General features: G+C 66.6%; 27 protein-coding genes. 18 read left to right on the forward strand and 9 right to left on the reverse strand.

Annotated elements, in window-relative coordinates:
* Positions 1-2 precede the first annotated feature (2 nt).
* From VG556_RS06740 to VG556_RS06775, 8 genes are all read right to left on the reverse strand, one after another.
* On the reverse strand, positions 3-941 hold the full coding sequence (locus tag VG556_RS06740) for a hypothetical protein (RefSeq protein WP_100449736.1): 939 nt from the start codon (positions 939-941) through the stop codon (positions 3-5).
* An 80-nt stretch (positions 942-1021) separates the two neighbouring features.
* Entirely contained in the window at positions 1022-1171 is a 150-nt protein-coding gene (locus tag VG556_RS06745; protein ID WP_172412131.1) for a hypothetical protein, read from the reverse strand.
* Entirely contained in the window at positions 1164-1313 is a 150-nt protein-coding gene (locus VG556_RS06750; RefSeq protein WP_157806039.1) for a hypothetical protein, read from the reverse strand. The genes VG556_RS06745 and VG556_RS06750 overlap by 8 nt, the downstream gene beginning before the upstream one ends.
* On the reverse strand, positions 1300-1551 hold the full coding sequence (locus tag VG556_RS06755; protein ID WP_100449737.1) for a hypothetical protein: 252 nt from the start codon (positions 1549-1551) through the stop codon (positions 1300-1302). Before VG556_RS06755 ends, VG556_RS06750 begins: the two co-directional genes overlap by 14 nt.
* Before the next feature lie 109 nt (positions 1552-1660).
* Positions 1661-2134: a hypothetical protein gene (locus VG556_RS06760; protein WP_100449738.1), complete on the reverse strand. Its 474-nt coding sequence runs from the start codon at positions 2132-2134 to the stop codon at positions 1661-1663.
* Positions 2135-2274: 140 nt separating this feature from the next.
* Positions 2275-2646: a surface-adhesin E family protein gene (locus VG556_RS06765; RefSeq protein WP_157355488.1), complete on the reverse strand. Its 372-nt coding sequence runs from the start codon at positions 2644-2646 to the stop codon at positions 2275-2277.
* On the reverse strand, positions 2643-3005 hold the full coding sequence (locus VG556_RS06770) for a hypothetical protein (protein WP_052304225.1): 363 nt from the start codon (positions 3003-3005) through the stop codon (positions 2643-2645). The genes VG556_RS06765 and VG556_RS06770 overlap by 4 nt, the downstream gene beginning before the upstream one ends.
* Positions 3006-3015: 10 nt before the next feature.
* Positions 3016-3477, reverse strand: coding sequence for a helix-turn-helix domain-containing protein (locus tag VG556_RS06775; RefSeq protein WP_052304226.1), 462 nt, complete (start codon positions 3475-3477; stop codon positions 3016-3018).
* An 85-nt stretch (positions 3478-3562) separates the two neighbouring features.
* Here VG556_RS06775 and VG556_RS06780 point away from each other — a divergent pair, with 85 nt between their 5' ends.
* The gene (locus VG556_RS06780) at positions 3563-3778 is read left to right on the forward strand and encodes a hypothetical protein (protein WP_279923138.1); all 216 of its coding nucleotides are present in this window, start codon (positions 3563-3565) and stop codon (positions 3776-3778) included.
* 284 nt (positions 3779-4062) lie between these two features.
* Here VG556_RS06780 and VG556_RS06785 read toward each other — a convergent pair whose 3' ends face one another.
* A complete protein-coding gene (locus tag VG556_RS06785) occupies positions 4063-4284 on the reverse strand; it encodes a hypothetical protein (protein WP_146257707.1) in 222 nt (73 codons plus the stop codon).
* A gap of 333 nt (positions 4285-4617) precedes the next feature.
* Here VG556_RS06785 and VG556_RS06790 point away from each other — a divergent pair, with 333 nt between their 5' ends.
* From VG556_RS06790 to VG556_RS06870, 17 genes are all read left to right on the forward strand, one after another.
* Positions 4618-5124 carry a hypothetical protein gene (locus VG556_RS06790; protein WP_100449742.1) on the forward strand — a complete coding sequence of 169 codons (507 nt, stop codon included), beginning with the start codon at positions 4618-4620 and terminating at the stop codon, positions 5122-5124.
* An 18-nt stretch (positions 5125-5142) separates the two neighbouring features.
* Positions 5143-5877: a hypothetical protein gene (locus VG556_RS06795; RefSeq protein ID WP_100449743.1), complete on the forward strand. Its 735-nt coding sequence runs from the start codon at positions 5143-5145 to the stop codon at positions 5875-5877.
* Complete coding sequence (locus tag VG556_RS06800; protein ID WP_111144175.1) at positions 5874-7145, forward strand: replicative DNA helicase; 1272 nt, start codon at positions 5874-5876, stop codon at positions 7143-7145. Before VG556_RS06795 ends, VG556_RS06800 begins: the two co-directional genes overlap by 4 nt.
* Positions 7145-7324 carry a hypothetical protein gene (locus tag VG556_RS06805; protein WP_100449745.1) on the forward strand — a complete coding sequence of 60 codons (180 nt, stop codon included), beginning with the start codon at positions 7145-7147 and terminating at the stop codon, positions 7322-7324. The genes VG556_RS06800 and VG556_RS06805 overlap by 1 nt, the downstream gene beginning before the upstream one ends.
* Before the next feature lie 148 nt (positions 7325-7472).
* Positions 7473-7940 carry a recombination protein NinB gene (locus VG556_RS06810; protein WP_100449746.1) on the forward strand — a complete coding sequence of 156 codons (468 nt, stop codon included), beginning with the start codon at positions 7473-7475 and terminating at the stop codon, positions 7938-7940.
* Positions 7940-8236 (forward strand): hypothetical protein, encoded by a 297-nt coding sequence (locus VG556_RS06815; RefSeq protein ID WP_100449747.1) that lies wholly within the window; start codon positions 7940-7942, stop codon positions 8234-8236. Before VG556_RS06810 ends, VG556_RS06815 begins: the two co-directional genes overlap by 1 nt.
* A 340-nt stretch (positions 8237-8576) precedes the next feature.
* Complete coding sequence (locus VG556_RS06820) at positions 8577-8879, forward strand: nuclease domain-containing protein (protein ID WP_100449749.1); 303 nt, start codon at positions 8577-8579, stop codon at positions 8877-8879.
* Positions 8876-9346, forward strand: coding sequence for a hypothetical protein (locus tag VG556_RS06825; protein WP_100449750.1), 471 nt, complete (start codon positions 8876-8878; stop codon positions 9344-9346). Before VG556_RS06820 ends, VG556_RS06825 begins: the two co-directional genes overlap by 4 nt.
* A complete protein-coding gene (locus tag VG556_RS06830) occupies positions 9343-9540 on the forward strand; it encodes a hypothetical protein (RefSeq protein ID WP_100449751.1) in 198 nt (65 codons plus the stop codon). Before VG556_RS06825 ends, VG556_RS06830 begins: the two co-directional genes overlap by 4 nt.
* Before the next feature lie 35 nt (positions 9541-9575).
* Entirely contained in the window at positions 9576-10016 is a 441-nt protein-coding gene (locus VG556_RS06835) for a hypothetical protein (protein ID WP_100449752.1), read from the forward strand.
* Between the two features lie 163 nt (positions 10017-10179).
* The gene (locus tag VG556_RS06840) at positions 10180-10386 is read left to right on the forward strand and encodes a hypothetical protein (RefSeq protein WP_100449753.1); all 207 of its coding nucleotides are present in this window, start codon (positions 10180-10182) and stop codon (positions 10384-10386) included.
* 107 nt (positions 10387-10493) lie between these two features.
* Positions 10494-10667, forward strand: a complete 174-nt coding sequence (locus VG556_RS06845; RefSeq protein WP_157806040.1) for a hypothetical protein — start codon at positions 10494-10496, stop codon at positions 10665-10667.
* Positions 10657-11193, forward strand: a complete 537-nt coding sequence (locus VG556_RS06850) for a hypothetical protein (RefSeq protein ID WP_100449754.1) — start codon at positions 10657-10659, stop codon at positions 11191-11193. Before VG556_RS06845 ends, VG556_RS06850 begins: the two co-directional genes overlap by 11 nt.
* Complete coding sequence (locus VG556_RS06855) at positions 11190-12557, forward strand: PBSX family phage terminase large subunit (RefSeq protein ID WP_100449755.1); 1368 nt, start codon at positions 11190-11192, stop codon at positions 12555-12557. The genes VG556_RS06850 and VG556_RS06855 overlap by 4 nt, the downstream gene beginning before the upstream one ends.
* Before the next feature lie 51 nt (positions 12558-12608).
* Positions 12609-14936 carry a hypothetical protein gene (locus VG556_RS06860; protein ID WP_100449756.1) on the forward strand — a complete coding sequence of 776 codons (2328 nt, stop codon included), beginning with the start codon at positions 12609-12611 and terminating at the stop codon, positions 14934-14936.
* A 12-nt stretch (positions 14937-14948) separates the two neighbouring features.
* On the forward strand, positions 14949-15248 hold the full coding sequence (locus VG556_RS06865) for a hypothetical protein (RefSeq protein ID WP_100449757.1): 300 nt from the start codon (positions 14949-14951) through the stop codon (positions 15246-15248).
* Between the two features lie 70 nt (positions 15249-15318).
* Positions 15319-16476 carry a hypothetical protein gene (locus VG556_RS06870; protein ID WP_100449758.1) on the forward strand — a complete coding sequence of 386 codons (1158 nt, stop codon included), beginning with the start codon at positions 15319-15321 and terminating at the stop codon, positions 16474-16476.
* The last annotated feature ends 195 nt before the right edge of the window (positions 16477-16671 follow it).

Here is a 16671-nt window from a genome sequence, read left to right on the forward strand (position 1 = left end):
CCTCAGTAGCGGATGGCCACGGCCGGGACCTTGCCCTGCACGATGGCGGTGATAACGGTGGCGGCATCGTCTTCGCTGATGCCCTGGGCGATCAGCGCGGCCATGGCGGCGCGGTTGATCGAACGGCGGTGTTCGACGTCGGCGGCGCGTGCTTCGTCCGCCTTGCGCTGGGCATCGGCCTGGGCCTGCCGCTCACGCTCGGCGCGCTCAGCTTCTTCCTGCGCGCGGCGCTCAGCGGCGGCGACGGCTTCAGCCTTTTCGCGCTCGGCCTTCTCGGCGGCATCCTTGGCACGCTGTTCGGCTTCGGCTGCCTCACGGGCTGCGCGCTCGGTGGCTTCGCGCGCCTCACGTTCGGCACGCTCCACGGCAGCAGCTGCCTCGCGCTTCGCGTTCTCTGCGGCCTCAGCCTGCAGGCGGGCCTCGCGCTCGACGCGCTCACGCTCGGCCTGCTCAGCTGCAACGCGCTGGCGCTCTGCCTCTTCAGCGGCGCGCACGGCTTCCTCGCGGGCGCGGATCTCTTCTTCCTTCCGGGCGATCTCGGCCAGGCGGGCCGCTTCGGCCTCAGAACGGGCGCGTTCCTCGGCCTCGGCGCGCTCGCGCTCAATGCGGGCCTGCTCTTCTTCCCAGTCGGTGAGCGGCTTGCGCACTTCGTCGCGCAGCGCGTCAAGGGTGTCGCGGGCCTTCTTGCGGGCCGAGTCGATGTCGCCGGTCTGCTTCTTCAGGTCGGCCACCAGCGCCTTGCCGGCGTCATCGATGGCGATCTTCGAGCGCGACACCTTGTAGGCGATCGAGGCGATTTCCTTGCGGCCGGCAACCGTCTTGACGTTCGGTACCAGGGTGACGGCCTCAGCGCGAATGCGGGCCAGGAGGTCGTCCAGTCCGCCGCCGGTGAAGGCCTCGACGGCATTGACGGATTCGAGTGGAATCAGGGCTTCGGACATGGCAGTTCCTTTGTCGGGTGGGAATAGATGCCGGCGTCGTGGAATCCCGGCCGGCGCGGGGCCCGTGAGGGCGGGGGAATTCAGCCGCGCACGCTGCTGGTTGCAGCCCATCGGGCTTTCGCAGCGTCACGGTCGGTGTGGGCCTGGTGGATCTCGGCGATGCGCAGCGGCACGACGACGGCGGCGAACAGCGCGACGGCGGCCCAGGCGATGCGTAGGCGGCTACTCATGGTCGTTTTCCTCCACGCACAGGCCGTCCACGGCCTCGCGGTTCCGTTGTTCTCGGGCTTCCGCCAGCGACATCGGCGGGGCGATTGGCGGCAGGCAGAACTGGTCGGCGAAGGCCGCGTCCAGCCGGTCAAACGGGTTCATGTCGCGTCTCCGGTTCGCACGCGGCCAGAGCGGCGTGCAGGCGGTCGTCGGCGGCCATTTGTTCTGCCAGGTCGCGGGCCGCGAGGGATGCGCGGGCGGCGGCCAGAACCTCAGCGAACAGCGACCGCGCGTAGTCGATTCCGGCCAGGAAGTGGTCCGTGCTGGTGGTGATGCCAGACGTCGACGCCAGGAAGTCGCTGTGTGCGACGCGCTCCGCATCCGTGAGGCGCCGACTCACGACAGCACCGCCTGGACCATGACGGCGAACGCGACGCCCATGCAGAAGGCCAGCAGGTAGCCCGAAGCCAGCTTCAGCGCCTGGAAGTGCAGGGCTCGGTCAGCGGCGGTCATGCGGCCACCTGCTGCAATGCGCGGGCTGCGTCGTTGGCGCACATCTGCGCCCGGGCCCGCATGTCGACCGCAGCCAGACCGCTGCAGGGGCGCATCGCGCGCATCCGGTACAGGTTGTAGGAATGCCGGCGGTCAGCCGCCCGGCGCTCGCTCATGGCCCAGCCGAAGCGGCCCTTGCGGTACTTCGCCACCAGCAGTAGCGGGTCGATCAGACCGTCGGCAATCTCGCCTTCGCCGCCGCAGCGGCCGCAGGCCACGCCGTACTCGCACTGCGGATCGCCGCTGGCGCTGTCGTTGCGGACGTGTTCGCCGGTGCCGTCACAGTCCGAGCAGGTGATGAAGGCATTGGCCGGGTGCAGCGGCAGGCCGCGCTCTTCCCGGGTCAGCTCGATGGAACGCTTGTGGTCGCGGACCGACGCATAGCCGGTCCGGGTGGTCGAGCGGGGCAGTCCAAATGCGATGGCGGCCATCTTCGTCTCCAGGCCCCGGCCCGGGATGGGCTGTGGTGGGGCGTTGGCGACTAAGATATGCACAACGGGATACTGACGCAATCCCGAACGGGATATTTTTATGCATCAGCCGACGAACGGTAGGTAGAACTCCTACCTAGTCAGCGGCAGGTGGCGTTCCACAGGGCTTCGTAGATCGTATCCGGCACCACAGTGCGCCCCTCGACTTTGTCGTTCGCCTGCGGAGGTAGAGGACGTCCAGCGCCATCGCGGCGCACCACCTCATGGACGGAGTAGGTCATCTTGGAGCAGGAGAATGAAACGCGGGCCATCGCTTCGGCGGCGAGTGGCGAGCCTAGGACACGTTCACCACCGCCGACGAACTTGACCCAAACCGTGGTGCCGTCCTCAGATTTCAGAACGGTTGACTTGTCCACATACACGCTACCGCCCACCACAGTTGCGCCAACCTCTACCCATCGATCGGTAGTCGCCGTGGTGCCTAACGCTAGTGCAAGAATTGCTGCGATCACAGTCTTTGCTCCCTGACCAGGCCTGCTTCATCGAACCCGATGCCTTCCACACGGCATTCCCTGGCTCGCTCCATTTTGTCCTTCAAATCCATCAGCTCATCGTCGGTCAAGCACTCAATGACGCCGCGCACATGTGCAGTCTCTTGCCGGACAAGCCAAGCGAGCCAGTACATTCTGGCGAGGTCTTTGATCCTGGCGCAGACAACGTCACGCAAAGCGCTATCCATCCCTGATCGCTGGAAGGCGATCACTTGGCCTCGCCGGACAAGAGTCGGTGAGGGCTTTGCCCGTGGCTGGACGCCCATCGCCACAGCCATTTCCATTGCCAGTTCCTTCAGCCGCTCGTCGCTGATTGCCATGTCATCGTCCTCACCCTGTTTTGCGGAGTTCGGCAGCAAAGCGGCGTAGCGCGACGATGACGTTGCTATCGTCCAAGACGCCTTCGGCACCCTCATCCCGGACCACCTTCATGGCCACGTAGAGACGTTCCGCATAGGTGTCGGGGGAGGGGGCATCGGGGGATATGGCCTCCAGCTCGCGCACCAGCTTCACTGCGGCCTCGACTATGGCGCGCTCGGATCCCACCGGCTGAGACTGTGACGGCGCACCTGAACTCGACAGGTCTTTCCACATCAGGTCGCTGATCGGAACTCCGAAGTGCGCTGCAAGCTGGGCCAGCTTCTCGGGGTTGGGCTTGCTGATCTTCCCGGTCATATAGCGGCTCACCCAGGACTGGCCCGCCCCCGAGGCGACTGCGGCGTCAGCAGCGGTCGTTCGGTTGATGGCAATCAGGTGTCGCAGATTTCGGCGGGGCAGGTCATCGGCATGCATATGGGGATGATCCCGCATACCGTTCGTCGGACAAAATGCATTTGGGGATTCCAATGGTATCCCGAATGGGATATTTTCCGACGCTATGAACCCATCACTCGCCATTGAACGTCTCCGCGCTGCTGGGCTGACCGAACAGAGCATTGGCTCTGCTGTGGGCGCCCGGCAGTCCACCATCAACCGGATCCGACGCGGCCTGATGCAGCCGACCTACGAGGTGGGGAAGGCGCTGGTTGACCTTGCCACCGCTACCGAGCGCAAAGCCGCTCGCCGCAAGAAGGGGGCCAGCCGTGCAGCGTGATGACAACAAGACCATCCACCTCGGATGGATTGCGTTGAGAGTGGTCGCAGATGCCGACGGCAACGCGATCTCCGCCCATGTCGTGCTGCACGCCGAGAAGGACTTAAGTCCGCACGGTGCGCTGACCCTGGCCCAGGTGGCTGAGGTTGCGGAAATCGACCTATTGAACCGCGTCCTCGGCCACGGCGAGTCGGACAGCACGGCCACCGGCACAGCCCCTTGCAAGGGGCACGCCGCCACCTGCCTCGGTAGCGGCGACCCGGGTGCATGCGGGTGCTGGCGAACTACTTCCGTTTCGGATCCTGGAGCGCGTCGATGACCTGCGCCACGATTTCTGTGCGAACTGCAATGGGGTCGATTTCGACGCCCAAGGAAACCCCGCATCCGATGTGCGGGCAGTTGTACGACAGCGCTTTGAACGTCCTTCGCCCGAACGGAACGCTCGCGCTTACTTCGCCAATGGTCACGGTGCTGAAGCTCTTCTTGCAGTGCGGGCAAATGCTCATGGGATCCCTCTCGTTGGCAGGTTGCGGACTGGCATTCGCATCCTACCGCGAGAGGGCGCCCGCCTTGGCCTTGAGCGCATGACATGACCACCTCACCGACCCCGGGCAGGGAAGGGCACCACGGTGCCGCTGCCGGGAGCGGGCGGGTTCTTTCGCTCCACCTGGGTGATTCGCACCCGATCCCCGTAGCGCCTCAGCACGAACAGCCGGCCGGCAACCGGCACCAGTTCAACGACACCGCTCGACCGCGTCACCTCTGAATTCACTTGGCTCAATCCGTTGTGGGTTGGGCCTTTATTCCGCCCGAGAGGGCTTGGCAACGATAGGCAACGCATGGCAACCCCTGGCAACCAAAAAGAACTGAGGCTCGCGTTCGGCGTGCACCACGCCCCGAAAGACGCGTCCTCGCAGATCGTCCGGCAGATCGAATCGGCGGCGCACGCGCTGGCCGTGATGATCCGCGCTGGCCACCACAAGCTGGAATACGTGGCGGCCTGCATCGGCAAGTCGAAGTCCTACATCTCGCGGATGCAGAACGGCGTCCGCCCGATCCCCGAGAAGCTGGTCGGCCCGCTGTGCGCCGCGACCGGCTCCAACCTCCTGCGCCAGTTCCTCAACCTGCAGGCCGCTCTGGACGGCATCTGCGAGGTCGAGCGCCTGGCCGACCTGATGAGGTCCGCCAATGAAGAACCGCGAGCTGCTGCAGCATCTGGACGAGTGCATCCGGGTCATCGAGTCCAGCCCGCCTATGACGCGCGAGGAGATCGTCGCGCACCTGTCCCGATGCGCGGCCGAGCAGGCCAGGGTGGAAGCCCGGCGCACGGCTACGCCGCAGCCTGACCTGTTGGGAGCGGCGTAATGCGCGACTACGGAAAGATCCACACCGGGTTCTGGGCCAGCGAGACGATGCTGGGGCTGGAATCCGATGCTCGCCTGCTGGCGATCTACCTGATGACGAGCCAGCACACGACGATGCTGGGTGCATTCCGGCTGCCCGATGCCTATGCCTGTGAGGATCTTGGCTGGGATTCGGAACGGTTCCAGAACGGTTTGGAAACCCTTTCGGAAGCCGGGTTCGTGAAGTACGACCGCGCGACCAAGGTCGTCTGGATCGTCAAGTTCGTGAAGTGGAACCGCCCGGACAATCCGAACCAGCAGAAGTCGATCGCCAAGCTTGCCCAGGCTCTGCCTGACTCGCTGGCTTTCAAGGATGAAATCCTCGCATCGATCGGAGTTTCCGAAACGGTTTCCAAACCGTTAGGAAACTCTCCTGTTCCTGCTCCTGTTCCTGTTTCTACTCCGGAGGGGATGCAAGGGGAGGTTCTGACCATCCCGCTGGCCGACGGTTCCGAGTACGCCGTGACCGATGCCGAGCTGGCCGAGTTCCGCGCCGCTTATCCCCGGATCGACGTGGTGGGCGAGATCCGCAAGGCCAGGGCGTGGGCGGTGGCCAACCCGCAGAACCGCAAGACGCGGCGCGGCACGCCGAAGTTCATCAACGGCTGGCTGAGCCGGGCGACTGAGCGAGTGCCGGCGCAGGTGCTGCAGCTGACCCAGCCGCAGCAGGCTGGCGGCGGAAGGAGGGCGCTGTGAGCAACGTTGCCCCAGCCTTCGCCGAGGAGGCCGTGATCGGCGGCCTGCTGCTGCAGAACGAGCGGTTCCACGACGTGGCACCGCTGATCGGCGCAGACCACTTCACCAGCCCGCAGCGCGCTCGGATTTTCGGACTGATCCGCGATCGCGTGCTGGCCGGCGAAGACGCCGACACCGTGACCATCGGTGAGGCTTCCCCGGAAGACTTCGACTACGCCGTCCACCTCGCGTCTACGGTTCCGAGCGCCTCGGCCGCGCTGGCCTATGCCGAGATCGTCCGCGAGAACTGGCGCCGCCGCGAGGCCGTGGCTGTTGGCCTGCAGCTGGTGTCTGCTGCCCGCGCCGGCGAGGAGGACGCGGTCGACGTGGCCGCCGGCCGGCTGCTAGCGCTCAACGCCGTGGTGACTGCGTGCGAGTACACCGGTAAGCAGGCGCTGCAGCAGGCATGGCGCGAGGTCGAGCGCAACCACGCATCCGGCGGTCGTCTGCCGGGCATCCCGACGGGCTTGGCCGCGCTGGACGAGATCCTGGGTGGTTGGCACGACAGCGACCTGACGATCATCGGTGGCCGGCCCGCCATGGGCAAGACAGCGTTCCTCGGTGGCCTGATCGAGGCGGCGGCGGATGCCGGCAAGCGCCCTGGCGTCATCAGCGCCGAGCAGCCGGCCGTGCAGCTGGCCCTGCGCCGCCTGTCGCTGGTGTCGTCCGTCGCCGCCTCTCGCCTTCGCAGCGGGCAGCTGGAGGACGAGGATTGGGGCCGGCTGCAGTCGAGCATGGGCCAAGCCATAGCGCGCGACATGTGGATCTACGACCGCTCGGCCGTGACGCTGGACGAGCTCGTCGGTATCGCCCGGAAGTGGAAGCACACCCACGGCATCGGCTGCCTGTTCATCGACTATGCACAACGCATCACTGTGCCCCGCGCGGACCGCATCACCGAGGTTTCGCAGGTGGCGCGCGGCATGAAGAATCTCGCCCGTGACCTGCAGATCCCGGTCGTCGCGCTGGCACAGGTGGTGAAGGGCGTCGACCAGCGGGTAGGGGACAAGCGTCCGACCGCCGGCGACCTGGCCAACAGCGACGAGCTGACCCGCGAGGCCGACCAGATCCTGATGCTGTACCGGGACGAGGTCTACAACCGCGAAACGCAGGACCGCGGCATCGCCGAGATCCTGATCGAGAAGAACCGGCACGGGCCGACCGGGTTCAAGAAGGTGGCCTTCCTCAGCGAAACCATGCGCTTCGCCGACCTGGGGAGGGAGTTCTGATGGTCCCGGCTTACGAACTGGAACGCGCCCGCCAGACCGGCCGGTGGATGCGCGACGCGCACAAGGACCGCAATTCGGTCCCGCTCTACGCCATGGGCGAGGACGGGCTGGCGCTGCGCCAAGCATGGCTAGCCGGCTACGACGAACGAGACGAGCAGATCAGGAGGAAGCGGGGATGAGGTTTCTGCGGAAGTACCCGAAGACGGGGATCAGCGTTGCAATGGTGTTGATCAATTCCCCGTTCGCCTTATCAGGCTTTGGGGTTAACACCTTTCTGTGTGGAGCGTTCTCCGTGTTCGCGCTGTGGGACTACTGCGAGGAGAGGAAATGAAGCGCACCTTCCTGATCGACCCGCAGACCAACCGCAACTGGCCGCAGGTGCTGTCCAACGTCGTGAGCGGTATCAATGACTGGATCAGAGGCGGCCCGGTGCAGATCACCCTGGACGAGCCGAAGCGGACGCTGGACCAGAACGCGGCGATGTGGCCGGCGCTGAGCGACATCGCTAGGCAGGTGCCGCTCGTGATCACCCGCCGCGACGGCAGCACCAGGCAGGCCACGCCCTACGACTGGAAGGACGTGCTGACCGCAGCGTTCGAGGAAGAGACCGAGTGGGCACCCGGCCTGCGCGGTGGCGTGGTGATGCTCGGCGCCCGGACCAGCAAGTACAGCCGCCGGAAGATGGGCGACTTCCTCACCTTCATCCACGCCGAGTTCTCGGACCGGGTGCGCTGGTCGGACAGCGCGGTGGAACGACTGGCGCAGTTCGCGCCGACCAACAGGAGGGCAGCGTGATGGACGCCATCGAGAAGCGGGCGCGGGAGCTGCTGGATGCCGAGCTGCGAAAGCTTGGGCTGCACGAGGACGCCTATCACGTTGGATGCGGTGCTGGCCTCGACAGGAACGATCAGGCCGCGATCAGCGCCATCGCCGCCGCCCTCTCGCCGCCCGAGGGCTACGTGCTGGTGCCGGTGGAGCCAACAGAGGCCATGCAGATTGCAGTCGAGAAAGCCAACCCATGGCTGATCCGCTATGAAGCTCCAGAAATTTGGGCCGCCATGCTCGCCGCTCGCCCGGAGGTGAAGCTGTGATGCCGTTCCCTCTACAGGCTTTGCGAACGGATATTGCCATGCAGTTGGCGATCCGCAGTCGCGGGATGGCGAACTCCCTAAATCCGCTGGATCACCCGTGGAACTTTGATTCCGCCACGGTGGCGAAGCACCGGCTTCGCGCGGTTGTTCGTTCCGACAGGGAGGTTTGTCAGACGGCCCGGTGGCGTCTGCGCCCGAGCTATTTCGGAAGTAAATCTGACTTGGCCAAAGCGCAGCTGGAGATGCTCGCCGGCCGAGAGGCCTTATTCCGCGGGAAGCGCGTAACGCGTGAGGAGCTTTCGAGGATGAGGAAGCCTCGCTACCGGTGGGAGGTGCGCCGATGAACTACCGCGACCGCGCACTGCTGGACCTCGCCTACCAGCTCAACTGCACCCTCCAGATCGAAGGGGTGTGCGAGGGCGGCCCGGGCGAGCCATGCCATAGCAACCAGTCCCGACACGGCAAGGGCGGCAGCATCAAGGCGCACGACTGCTTCTTCGCGAGCGGCTGCCGGAGCTGCCACCGCGAGCTCGACCAGGGGAAGCGCTTCACCCGCGAGGAGAAGGCCGAGATCTGGCAGCGGGCCCACGACCTGACCATGTTGCAGCTGTGGCAGCAGGGCTACCTGCGGGTGCGCGCATGAGGATCCTGGCCATAGACCCCGGCACCGAGGAAAGCGGGTGGTGCTTGCTGCAGAACGGCAGTGTTCTCGAATCTGGCGTGATGCCTAACCAGGAGCTGCTGGGTGTAGTGGCTGGCTATCGCCGCTACGGCGAGGATCAACTGGCCATCGAGATGATCGCCAGCTACGGCATGGCAGTAGGCCGGGAGGTATTCGAGACTTGCGTGTGGGTCGGGCGCTTCCAGCAGGTGTGGCGGCACCCGGACGCCGTCCGCCTCGTCTACCGACGCGACGTGAAGCTGCACCTGTGCGGCAACGCCAAGGCCAAGGACGCCAACATCCGGAAGGCGCTGCTGGATCTGATCGGGCCGCAGGGGACCAAGAAGGCGCCCGGGCCGACCTACGGCGTCAAGTCACACGCGTGGGCTGCGCTGGGTGTCGCCGTCACCGTGGCCGGCATCACGCCCGAGTCGAGGAGGGCGGCGTGACCCCGACCTTCAGCCAGTACACCACGCCGGAGCTAGAGATCGTCGCCAGGATCGATCACGAGCTGGCCAACGAGATCTTCAGCCTGCACCGGAAGGGTTACGACGTGCGCGAGGTGCTGCACGAGGCCCGCGCGTTCAAGACCGAGGCGCAGCTGATGCGCCGCGAGATCAACCGCAGGAAGGCACGCCCATGAGCCAGGTATCCCAACCCCGCACCGGAGGTCGAAACATGGCCGCATCCGTTGAAGCTCCGCGCCGCACCGGTACAACTGAGGGTGTTCCGTTCCGGCAGGTCTGGAAGCCGCGCGTGGTCTGCGTGGTCGACCCGACCAACCCGGCAGATGCCCTGAACGCCATCCTTCCACGAATCGCAGAGAACCAGCGCGGATGCACGGTAGCCAGCTTCCTACTGATCAACCCGGAGACCTCGCAGGCTTTCGTCCTGGCCGAGGACAAGCCGGTGGCCGTGGAGATGGCCCGCAAGGGCGAGAAGTCTCCGTACTGGCCGTGGTTGGTGGGCAAGTACAGCTTCCCCCGTGTGACCGCCGAGGCCTTCGCGAACGTGCTGGAGGACATGCTGGAGCATCTGGGCATCGCCACGCCGGCGCCACGGAAGCGGCCGTTGCCCGTGCAGCTCGACCTGTTCGACCTGTCTGGGCACGCCGCGTGACCGCGTACATGCGGCCCTCTACCGAGGCAGGTATCGGTAGCCCCAGCTGGCAGGTGGGTAACAGCCAGCACCGAGGGAGCAGGGTGCCGCGTTGCGGCGGCGGAACCGGACGCCACGCCGGGGCCGTGACCACTTTCCCCTGTGGGACCGAGGAGGCCCTGTCGTGAGCCTGGACCCGATCACGCAGGGCCTGCAGCACCTGGCCGGCCAGTTCAGCCTGACCCGCCAGGAGTGGCGAGACCACCACTGCGGCGGTGACTCGCTGCTGGACGCGCTGGTGAGCCACGGCTACGCGCAGGAGCAGAACGATCGCTTCGGCATCACCCGGCAGGGGCAGGTGCGGCTGCAGGCGGAGGTGGCCGGTGAATAGCTGTGGGCCTTGGGTCAGTCTCGCGTTCGCCGCAGGCATGGCTTGCGGCATGGTGGTGCTCGGACTGGCCGTGTGGGTTGGCACCATGGTCGGACGAGGAGGGCGCCATGAGTGAGCTGCACAGCGTCTTCCTCCACAAGGGGTTCCTGAAGCGCGTGGTTGTGGATCTCGGGATCGATTACGAGAGCTTGCCGACCGAAAACGGTCAGAAGTACTACGACTGGGTTGGAGGCGGCATTCGGTATTGGGATGGCTGGCGGGAGATGCCCCTTGGCCGGTAAGCAGCCCAAGGCCGGCACGGCCAAGAAGCGGGCGAAGGCCAAGCCGAAGTCTGCCGCCGCCAAGCCGGGGCGCCCCAGCAAGTACAGCCAGGCCGTGGTCGAATCCATCTGCGAGCAGCTTGCCACCGGTGTGCCGATGGCCCAGATCTGCCGACAGGACGGCATGCCTGCCTACCGGACCGTGAAGGACTGGATGGACGAGGACAGCGAGAGGGGCCGCCTCGTATCCGCAGCCATCGCGCGCGCGCGCGAGGAAGGCTTCGATGCGATCGCCGCCGACTGCCTGGAGATCGCTGATGATGGCAGCCGCGACTACACGCAGACCACGGACGGGCGCATCGTCCCCGACCACGACCATATCCAACGCTCCAAGCTGCGCATCGAGACGCGATTGAAGCTGCTGGCCAAGTGGGACCCGAAGCGCTACGGGGAGAAAATGCAGCTGGCCGATGCTGATGGCGAGAAGCTGCCGGCCCCGCCGCCGTTCTACGTGATGGGCGTTACCCCGGCCAAGCAGGGCGAGTGACCGTGTCGGCCCAGCCGAACCCGCTGGCACGGCACACTCCGGTGCACATCCCGGCCAAGCTGCTGCCGGTGCTGAAGCCGAAGCAGTTCAAGGTGCTGTACGGCGGCCGTGGCTCGGCTAAGTCGCACACCGTGGCGCAGATCCTGGTGATGCTGTCGATGCAGGCTAAGCACCGCATCCTGTGCGTGCGCGAGATCCAGAAGTCGATCGCCCAGTCCTCCAAGCGGGTCATCGAGGACTACATCAACCGGATGGGCCTGTCGGCCTACTTCAAGATCAACAAGCAGGGCGAGGACCAGATCACCTGCATCCTGACCGGTTCCACGTTCAGCTTCACGGGCCTGCAGGACCACACCGCCGACAGCATCAAGTCGTTCGAGGGCGCGACGATCGTGTGGGTGGAGGAGGCGTCCAACGTCTCGGCCAACAGCTGGAACAAGCTGATCCCGACCATCGTCCGCACGACCGGCGCCGAGATCTGGGTGACCTTCAACCCTGACCAGCAGGACGACTACGCCTACAAGCGCTGGGTGCTGGGCAACGACCCGGACGCGATCGTCATCCAGATCAACTGGCTGGATAACCCGTGGTGGAACCCGGCGATGGAGACGGAGCGGCTGAAGACGCTGGCCGTGTCGCAGGACCTTCACGACCACATCTTCGGTGGCCAACCCCGGGCTAAGGCCGGCATCCTGTTCAAGCGTCACTGGTTCAAGCGCTTCAACCTGGGCGACGAGCCGAAGGGACTGCGCAAGTACCTGGCCAGCGACTACGCCGGCGCGCCGGACCCGGACGACCCCGAGGCTGACCCCGACTGGACCGAGCATGGTTGTGCCGGCCTCGACCACGTGGGCGACATGTGGTTCGTGGACTGGTGGAGCGGCCAGGAAGACCCGTCGGTGTGGATCGCCGCCCTGATGCAGATGGGCAGGCGCAACAAGCCGGTGATGGCGTTCGAGGAGATGGGCGTCATCCTGCGCACCACTGATGGCGCCATCCGCCGCGCGGCCAAGGCCACGCAGACGTTCGTTCACCGGGTGCCGCTGGCGAGCGCCGGCAGCAAGGCCGACCGCGCTCTGGGCTTCGCTGCCCGCGCTGCCACCGGGTCGGTGCACATCCCGAACACCGAATGGGGCGACCGGCTGATCGACCAGCTGTGCGCCTTCACCGGTGAGGACGGGCGCCGCGACGACATGGTGGACGTGTGCAGCCTGTTCGGCCGTGGAATCGATCTGATGGCCGATGGCAGCCTCCCGCCCGAGGCCAAGCCGGCTCCGCCTGCACCGTTCACAGACCCGTGGTTCAAGCAGCGCGACGCCGCCGACCGCGACGAGGACGAGAAGACGGCGCGCTACTACCGTTGATGCCTCTGGCAGCTCGGGCACCTTGGGGCCAGTTCGCACACCGGCCCGACCATGGCAGACCAACCCATCGCAGCACTCGAAACCGGGATCGCGGCCGCCGCTGATCCCGATCCGGCGCGCGCCAAGCAGATCAGCCGCATGCAGGCCGACGTGAAGCGCTGGATGGCCCGCTTCGAGGAGGCCCGCGAGTTCGACAAAGACGCCCGCCAGCAGTACGTGAAGGACCGGCGCCAGGCGCGCGGCGATTCCGGCTTCCTGGTCGACGCCAACCTGATCGGCACCTACATCGACATCCAGGAGGCGTTCCTTTACGCCCGCAACCCGGACTTCGACGTTTCTCCCGGCCCGGCGCACCGCATGCCGACGCCTGAGCAGCTGCGGGACATCATCGAGTCCGACGAGCAGGTGATGGCCGGTATCCAGCAGCAGGCCGAGCAGGACGCGATGGAGGTCGGCCGGCAGATTGCCGTGCAGCAAACGGCCATGGGTGTGCCACCGGAACAGGCCTTCGAGCAGGGCCAGCAGGCGCAGGAGAGCTACCTGGCCACCGGCGTAGTGGAGAAGCTGGTGGCCGACGAGGTCCTGAAGCTGCGCAAGCAGTACGCCAAGCGCTCGCGGGAGATGAAGCAGTTCGCCGAGACGCTGGAGGCCGTCGGCACCCAGATGTGGAAGGACGCGCAGCTGAAGCGCCGCGGCCGTCCGTGGGTCCGCTCGTCGCTCACCATCGGCCCCGGGGTGCTGAAGGCGACGTGGCAGGAGCGCACCGAGATCTCGCCCGAGACGCAGACCGCGATCAACGACCTGCAGCAGAACATCGCCCGGGCCAAGGCGCTGCAGAAGGAGCTGGAAGACGGCACCGCCGGCTATGGCGCCCGTGCGTGGGACACGGTCAAGGGCGTGTTCGGGAACAACGAGGAGGCCAAGATCGCCGACCTGGAGCGACAGCTGGCCGCCATCCAGAACGGGGCCGAGCGCGTGGTCGCCCGCGGCTACGCGATCGACAACGTGGCCGGCGAGAACTTCCAGGTGGCACCGGGCTTCACCATCGCCAACCACGTCGATGCGCCCTGGAACGCCGAGATCTCCTATCCGTCCTACGAGGACGCGCTGGCCGAGCATGGTCCGTACCTGGCGCAGTTCGACAAGGACGGCAACGCCGAGAACATCCTGCGCAAGGCCGTGCGCTACGCACCGCGCAAGCCGTGCATGGGCAAGAACGAGAGCGTCGGCTTGACCGGAAACGCGGCCACGGCTGAGGAGGCCGATGCCTACACCACGAACACCGACGGCGGCGCCAATGGGTGCTACGTGCGCCGCATCGAGATCTGGGACGCGGAGAGCAACACCGTCCTGACCGCGATCACCGGCGTTCCGTTCTGGGTCAAGCCCGCCTTCAACCCGCCAGCCACGACCCGGTTTTACCCGTATTTCGTGATCTGCACGTCCGAAGTGGACGGCCAGCGCCACCCGCAGAGCCTGGTCAGCCGTTCGACCAAGCTCATGGACGAGTACAACCGCATCGGCTCGGCCGAGACTGAACACCGCCGCCGCATCAAGCCCAAGACGGCGTTCCACGCAGGCGCGATGGAGGCGGAAGAGGCGACGAAGCTCGCCAAGGCTGACACCGGCGAGATGGTCCCCCTCAACGTGACCCAGCCGAGCGCAGACCTGCGCACGCTGTTGGTCCCGATCACCTACCCGCCGATGGACCCGGCGGTTTACGACCGCACGCGCATCCTGGCCGAGCTGGAGCGCATCTGGGGCGTGCAGGAGGCGCTGACGGGCTCCATCAACACGGCCAAGACCGCCACCGAGGCGGACATCCAGCAGCAGGGTTTCCAAGCGCGCAGCAGCAGCCGCCGCGACAACATGGAATCGGTCCTGAGCGAGCTGGCCGAATACACCTGCCAGATCGCCCGCGTCTACCTGACCGACGAGGACGTGCGCTTTATCGCTGGTCCGACCGCATTCTGGCCGCCCTACATGGGGCCGGATGACCTGGCCGAGTTCGTGCGCATCGAGATTCGCGCCGGTTCGTCGGGTAAGCCGAACACCGCGATGGAGCGCCAGTCGTGGGCCAACCTGCTACCGCTGCTGCAGACCGGCATTACCCAGATCGGCCAGCTGCGCGGCGCGTCGCCCGACGCGATCGCCGACGCGCTGGAGCAGCTGATGCGCCTGACCGCCGAGCGCAGCGGTGAGCGCTTCGACATCGACCAGCTCATTCCCCAGAACGACGGCACGCAGCCGGCGCTGCCCGCACAGGCCGTGCCCGGCAGCGCGCCGCCTCCGCAGGGTGGAAACGCCGGCCAGCAGCCGCCGGTACCGCCCGCGCCTCCCGGTGGCTCACCGGCCGGCGTTCCCCTCGCAGCAGCCTGATAGGAGCAACAAATGAACGAGAGCATCAATTCCGCTTGTTCCCCGGCAGAAGAGTTCGAAGCCGAAGGATTGCGTGATCGCCTGCGCATTACCGAGAGCCAGATCGCGCAGCTGGAATACGCCATCGGTCAGCTCGCCAGCCGACTGTCACCAGTTCTGCGCCCGGAACTGGCCGATCCGAAGTCCGAGGCATGCAGTGCAACGCCCCAGCCGGTTCGCAGCCCCTTGGCGCAGGAAGCGCACCGACAGGGCCTGCGCATCTACCAGGCGCACCGCGACCTGCACTCCATCGAACAGCGGCTTGCCCTGTGATGGGTAGCACCCCGCGTCACCACCCACTGACGCTCGCCATCTGGCGGGTATTCGCAACCTGGAGCAAGTGATGAACGTCGACGCAGACACCCCGGCCGCTGCGCCGGACACCACCCCGACCGACCAGGCCGCCGACGTCATGGCAGCACTGGACGCCGGCATTGCCGCTGCCGATGCTGAGGCTGCGCCTGCCGCTGATGCAGTACCGTCGGATGCCGCCCCGGTCGCCGATGCGGATGCGCCCGCGGCAGACGACCCGAACGCTGCTCCGCCCGCTGACGGCCATCCTCCGGCACAGCCGCAGGAAGGCGCTCCCCCGGCGGATGACCAGCCGGCCGCTGCCGATGAGGATGAGCCGCAGCCCGACGCCGACACCGAGGCGGAGATCGCGTCGCTGGGCCTGAAGGAGAAGTCGGCCGAACGGTTCCGCGGCATGGCCGCCGAGATCAAGGAGCTGGCGCCGCTGCGCGAGGCCATGAAGGCTGCGGGCATCGAGGACGTGGCCCGCCTGCCGGAGCTGGTCCAGCGCTCGAAGGTCGGCGAAGACATGGTGCAGATGGTCGTGGAGACTGGCGCCAGCCCCGAGCAGTACGGCATGGCGCTCGACTACCTGGGCCTGATCGGCAAGGCGCAGCAGGGCGATCTGGTCGCAGCCGAGAAGGCCTACGAGGTCATGGGCAAGGAGTATGCCGCGCTCGCCAAGATGCTGGGCAAGGAGGCGCCCGGCATCCACGACCCGCTGGCCAACCACCAGGACCTTCGTGCCGAAGTCGAGGCCGGCGACCTGCCGCGCGCCCGTGCCGTCGAGATTGCCGGCCAGCGGGACCGTGCAGCCTACACGGGCAACGTCGAGCGACAGCGCACCGAGAGCCAGCAGGCGGCGGAGCAGGCCGAACAGCGGGGCATCCAGTGGCTGCAGCAGTTCGACGCCGAGATGGCGCAGGAAGACCCCAGCTATGCGGCAAAGCGCCCGCAGCTGAACGAGGCCGTTCGCCAGATCCGCGAGCAGTACCACCCCAGCGAATGGGCACAGCGAACGGCGCTGGCCTATGCGCGCATCCAGACGCCGGAGGCGGCAGCGCCGGCCGTTGCCGCGCCCGCCGCGCCGGTCCAGCCGCGCCCGGGTCCGGTGCGCCCGAGCGGCCCGCGTCCGGCGATGGACCCGACCACCTTCGCCAGCCCGATGGACGCGCTGGAGTACGGTATCCAGCAGGCCACCAACCGCTGAGCAGAGCCAAGCTCTGTCCTGACAAGACCCCGCTCCGGCGGGGTTTCTTGTGTCCGTTGACGCATCTCGCAACAAGGGCAATCTGGCCCTGCGGCTGACAACCGCGCCACGCAGCAGTACGCCGGAGTCGCGCCCGGTAGGGCAGTGAGAGGCCTCGCCCCCCTCGGACGTGGATGGAAGCAAGACACCCATTCC

Origin of the sequence: Stenotrophomonas sp. CASM106 (assembly GCF_049384825.1) — a bacterium.
Classification (GTDB): Bacteria; Pseudomonadota; Gammaproteobacteria; order Xanthomonadales; family Xanthomonadaceae; genus Stenotrophomonas; species Stenotrophomonas muris.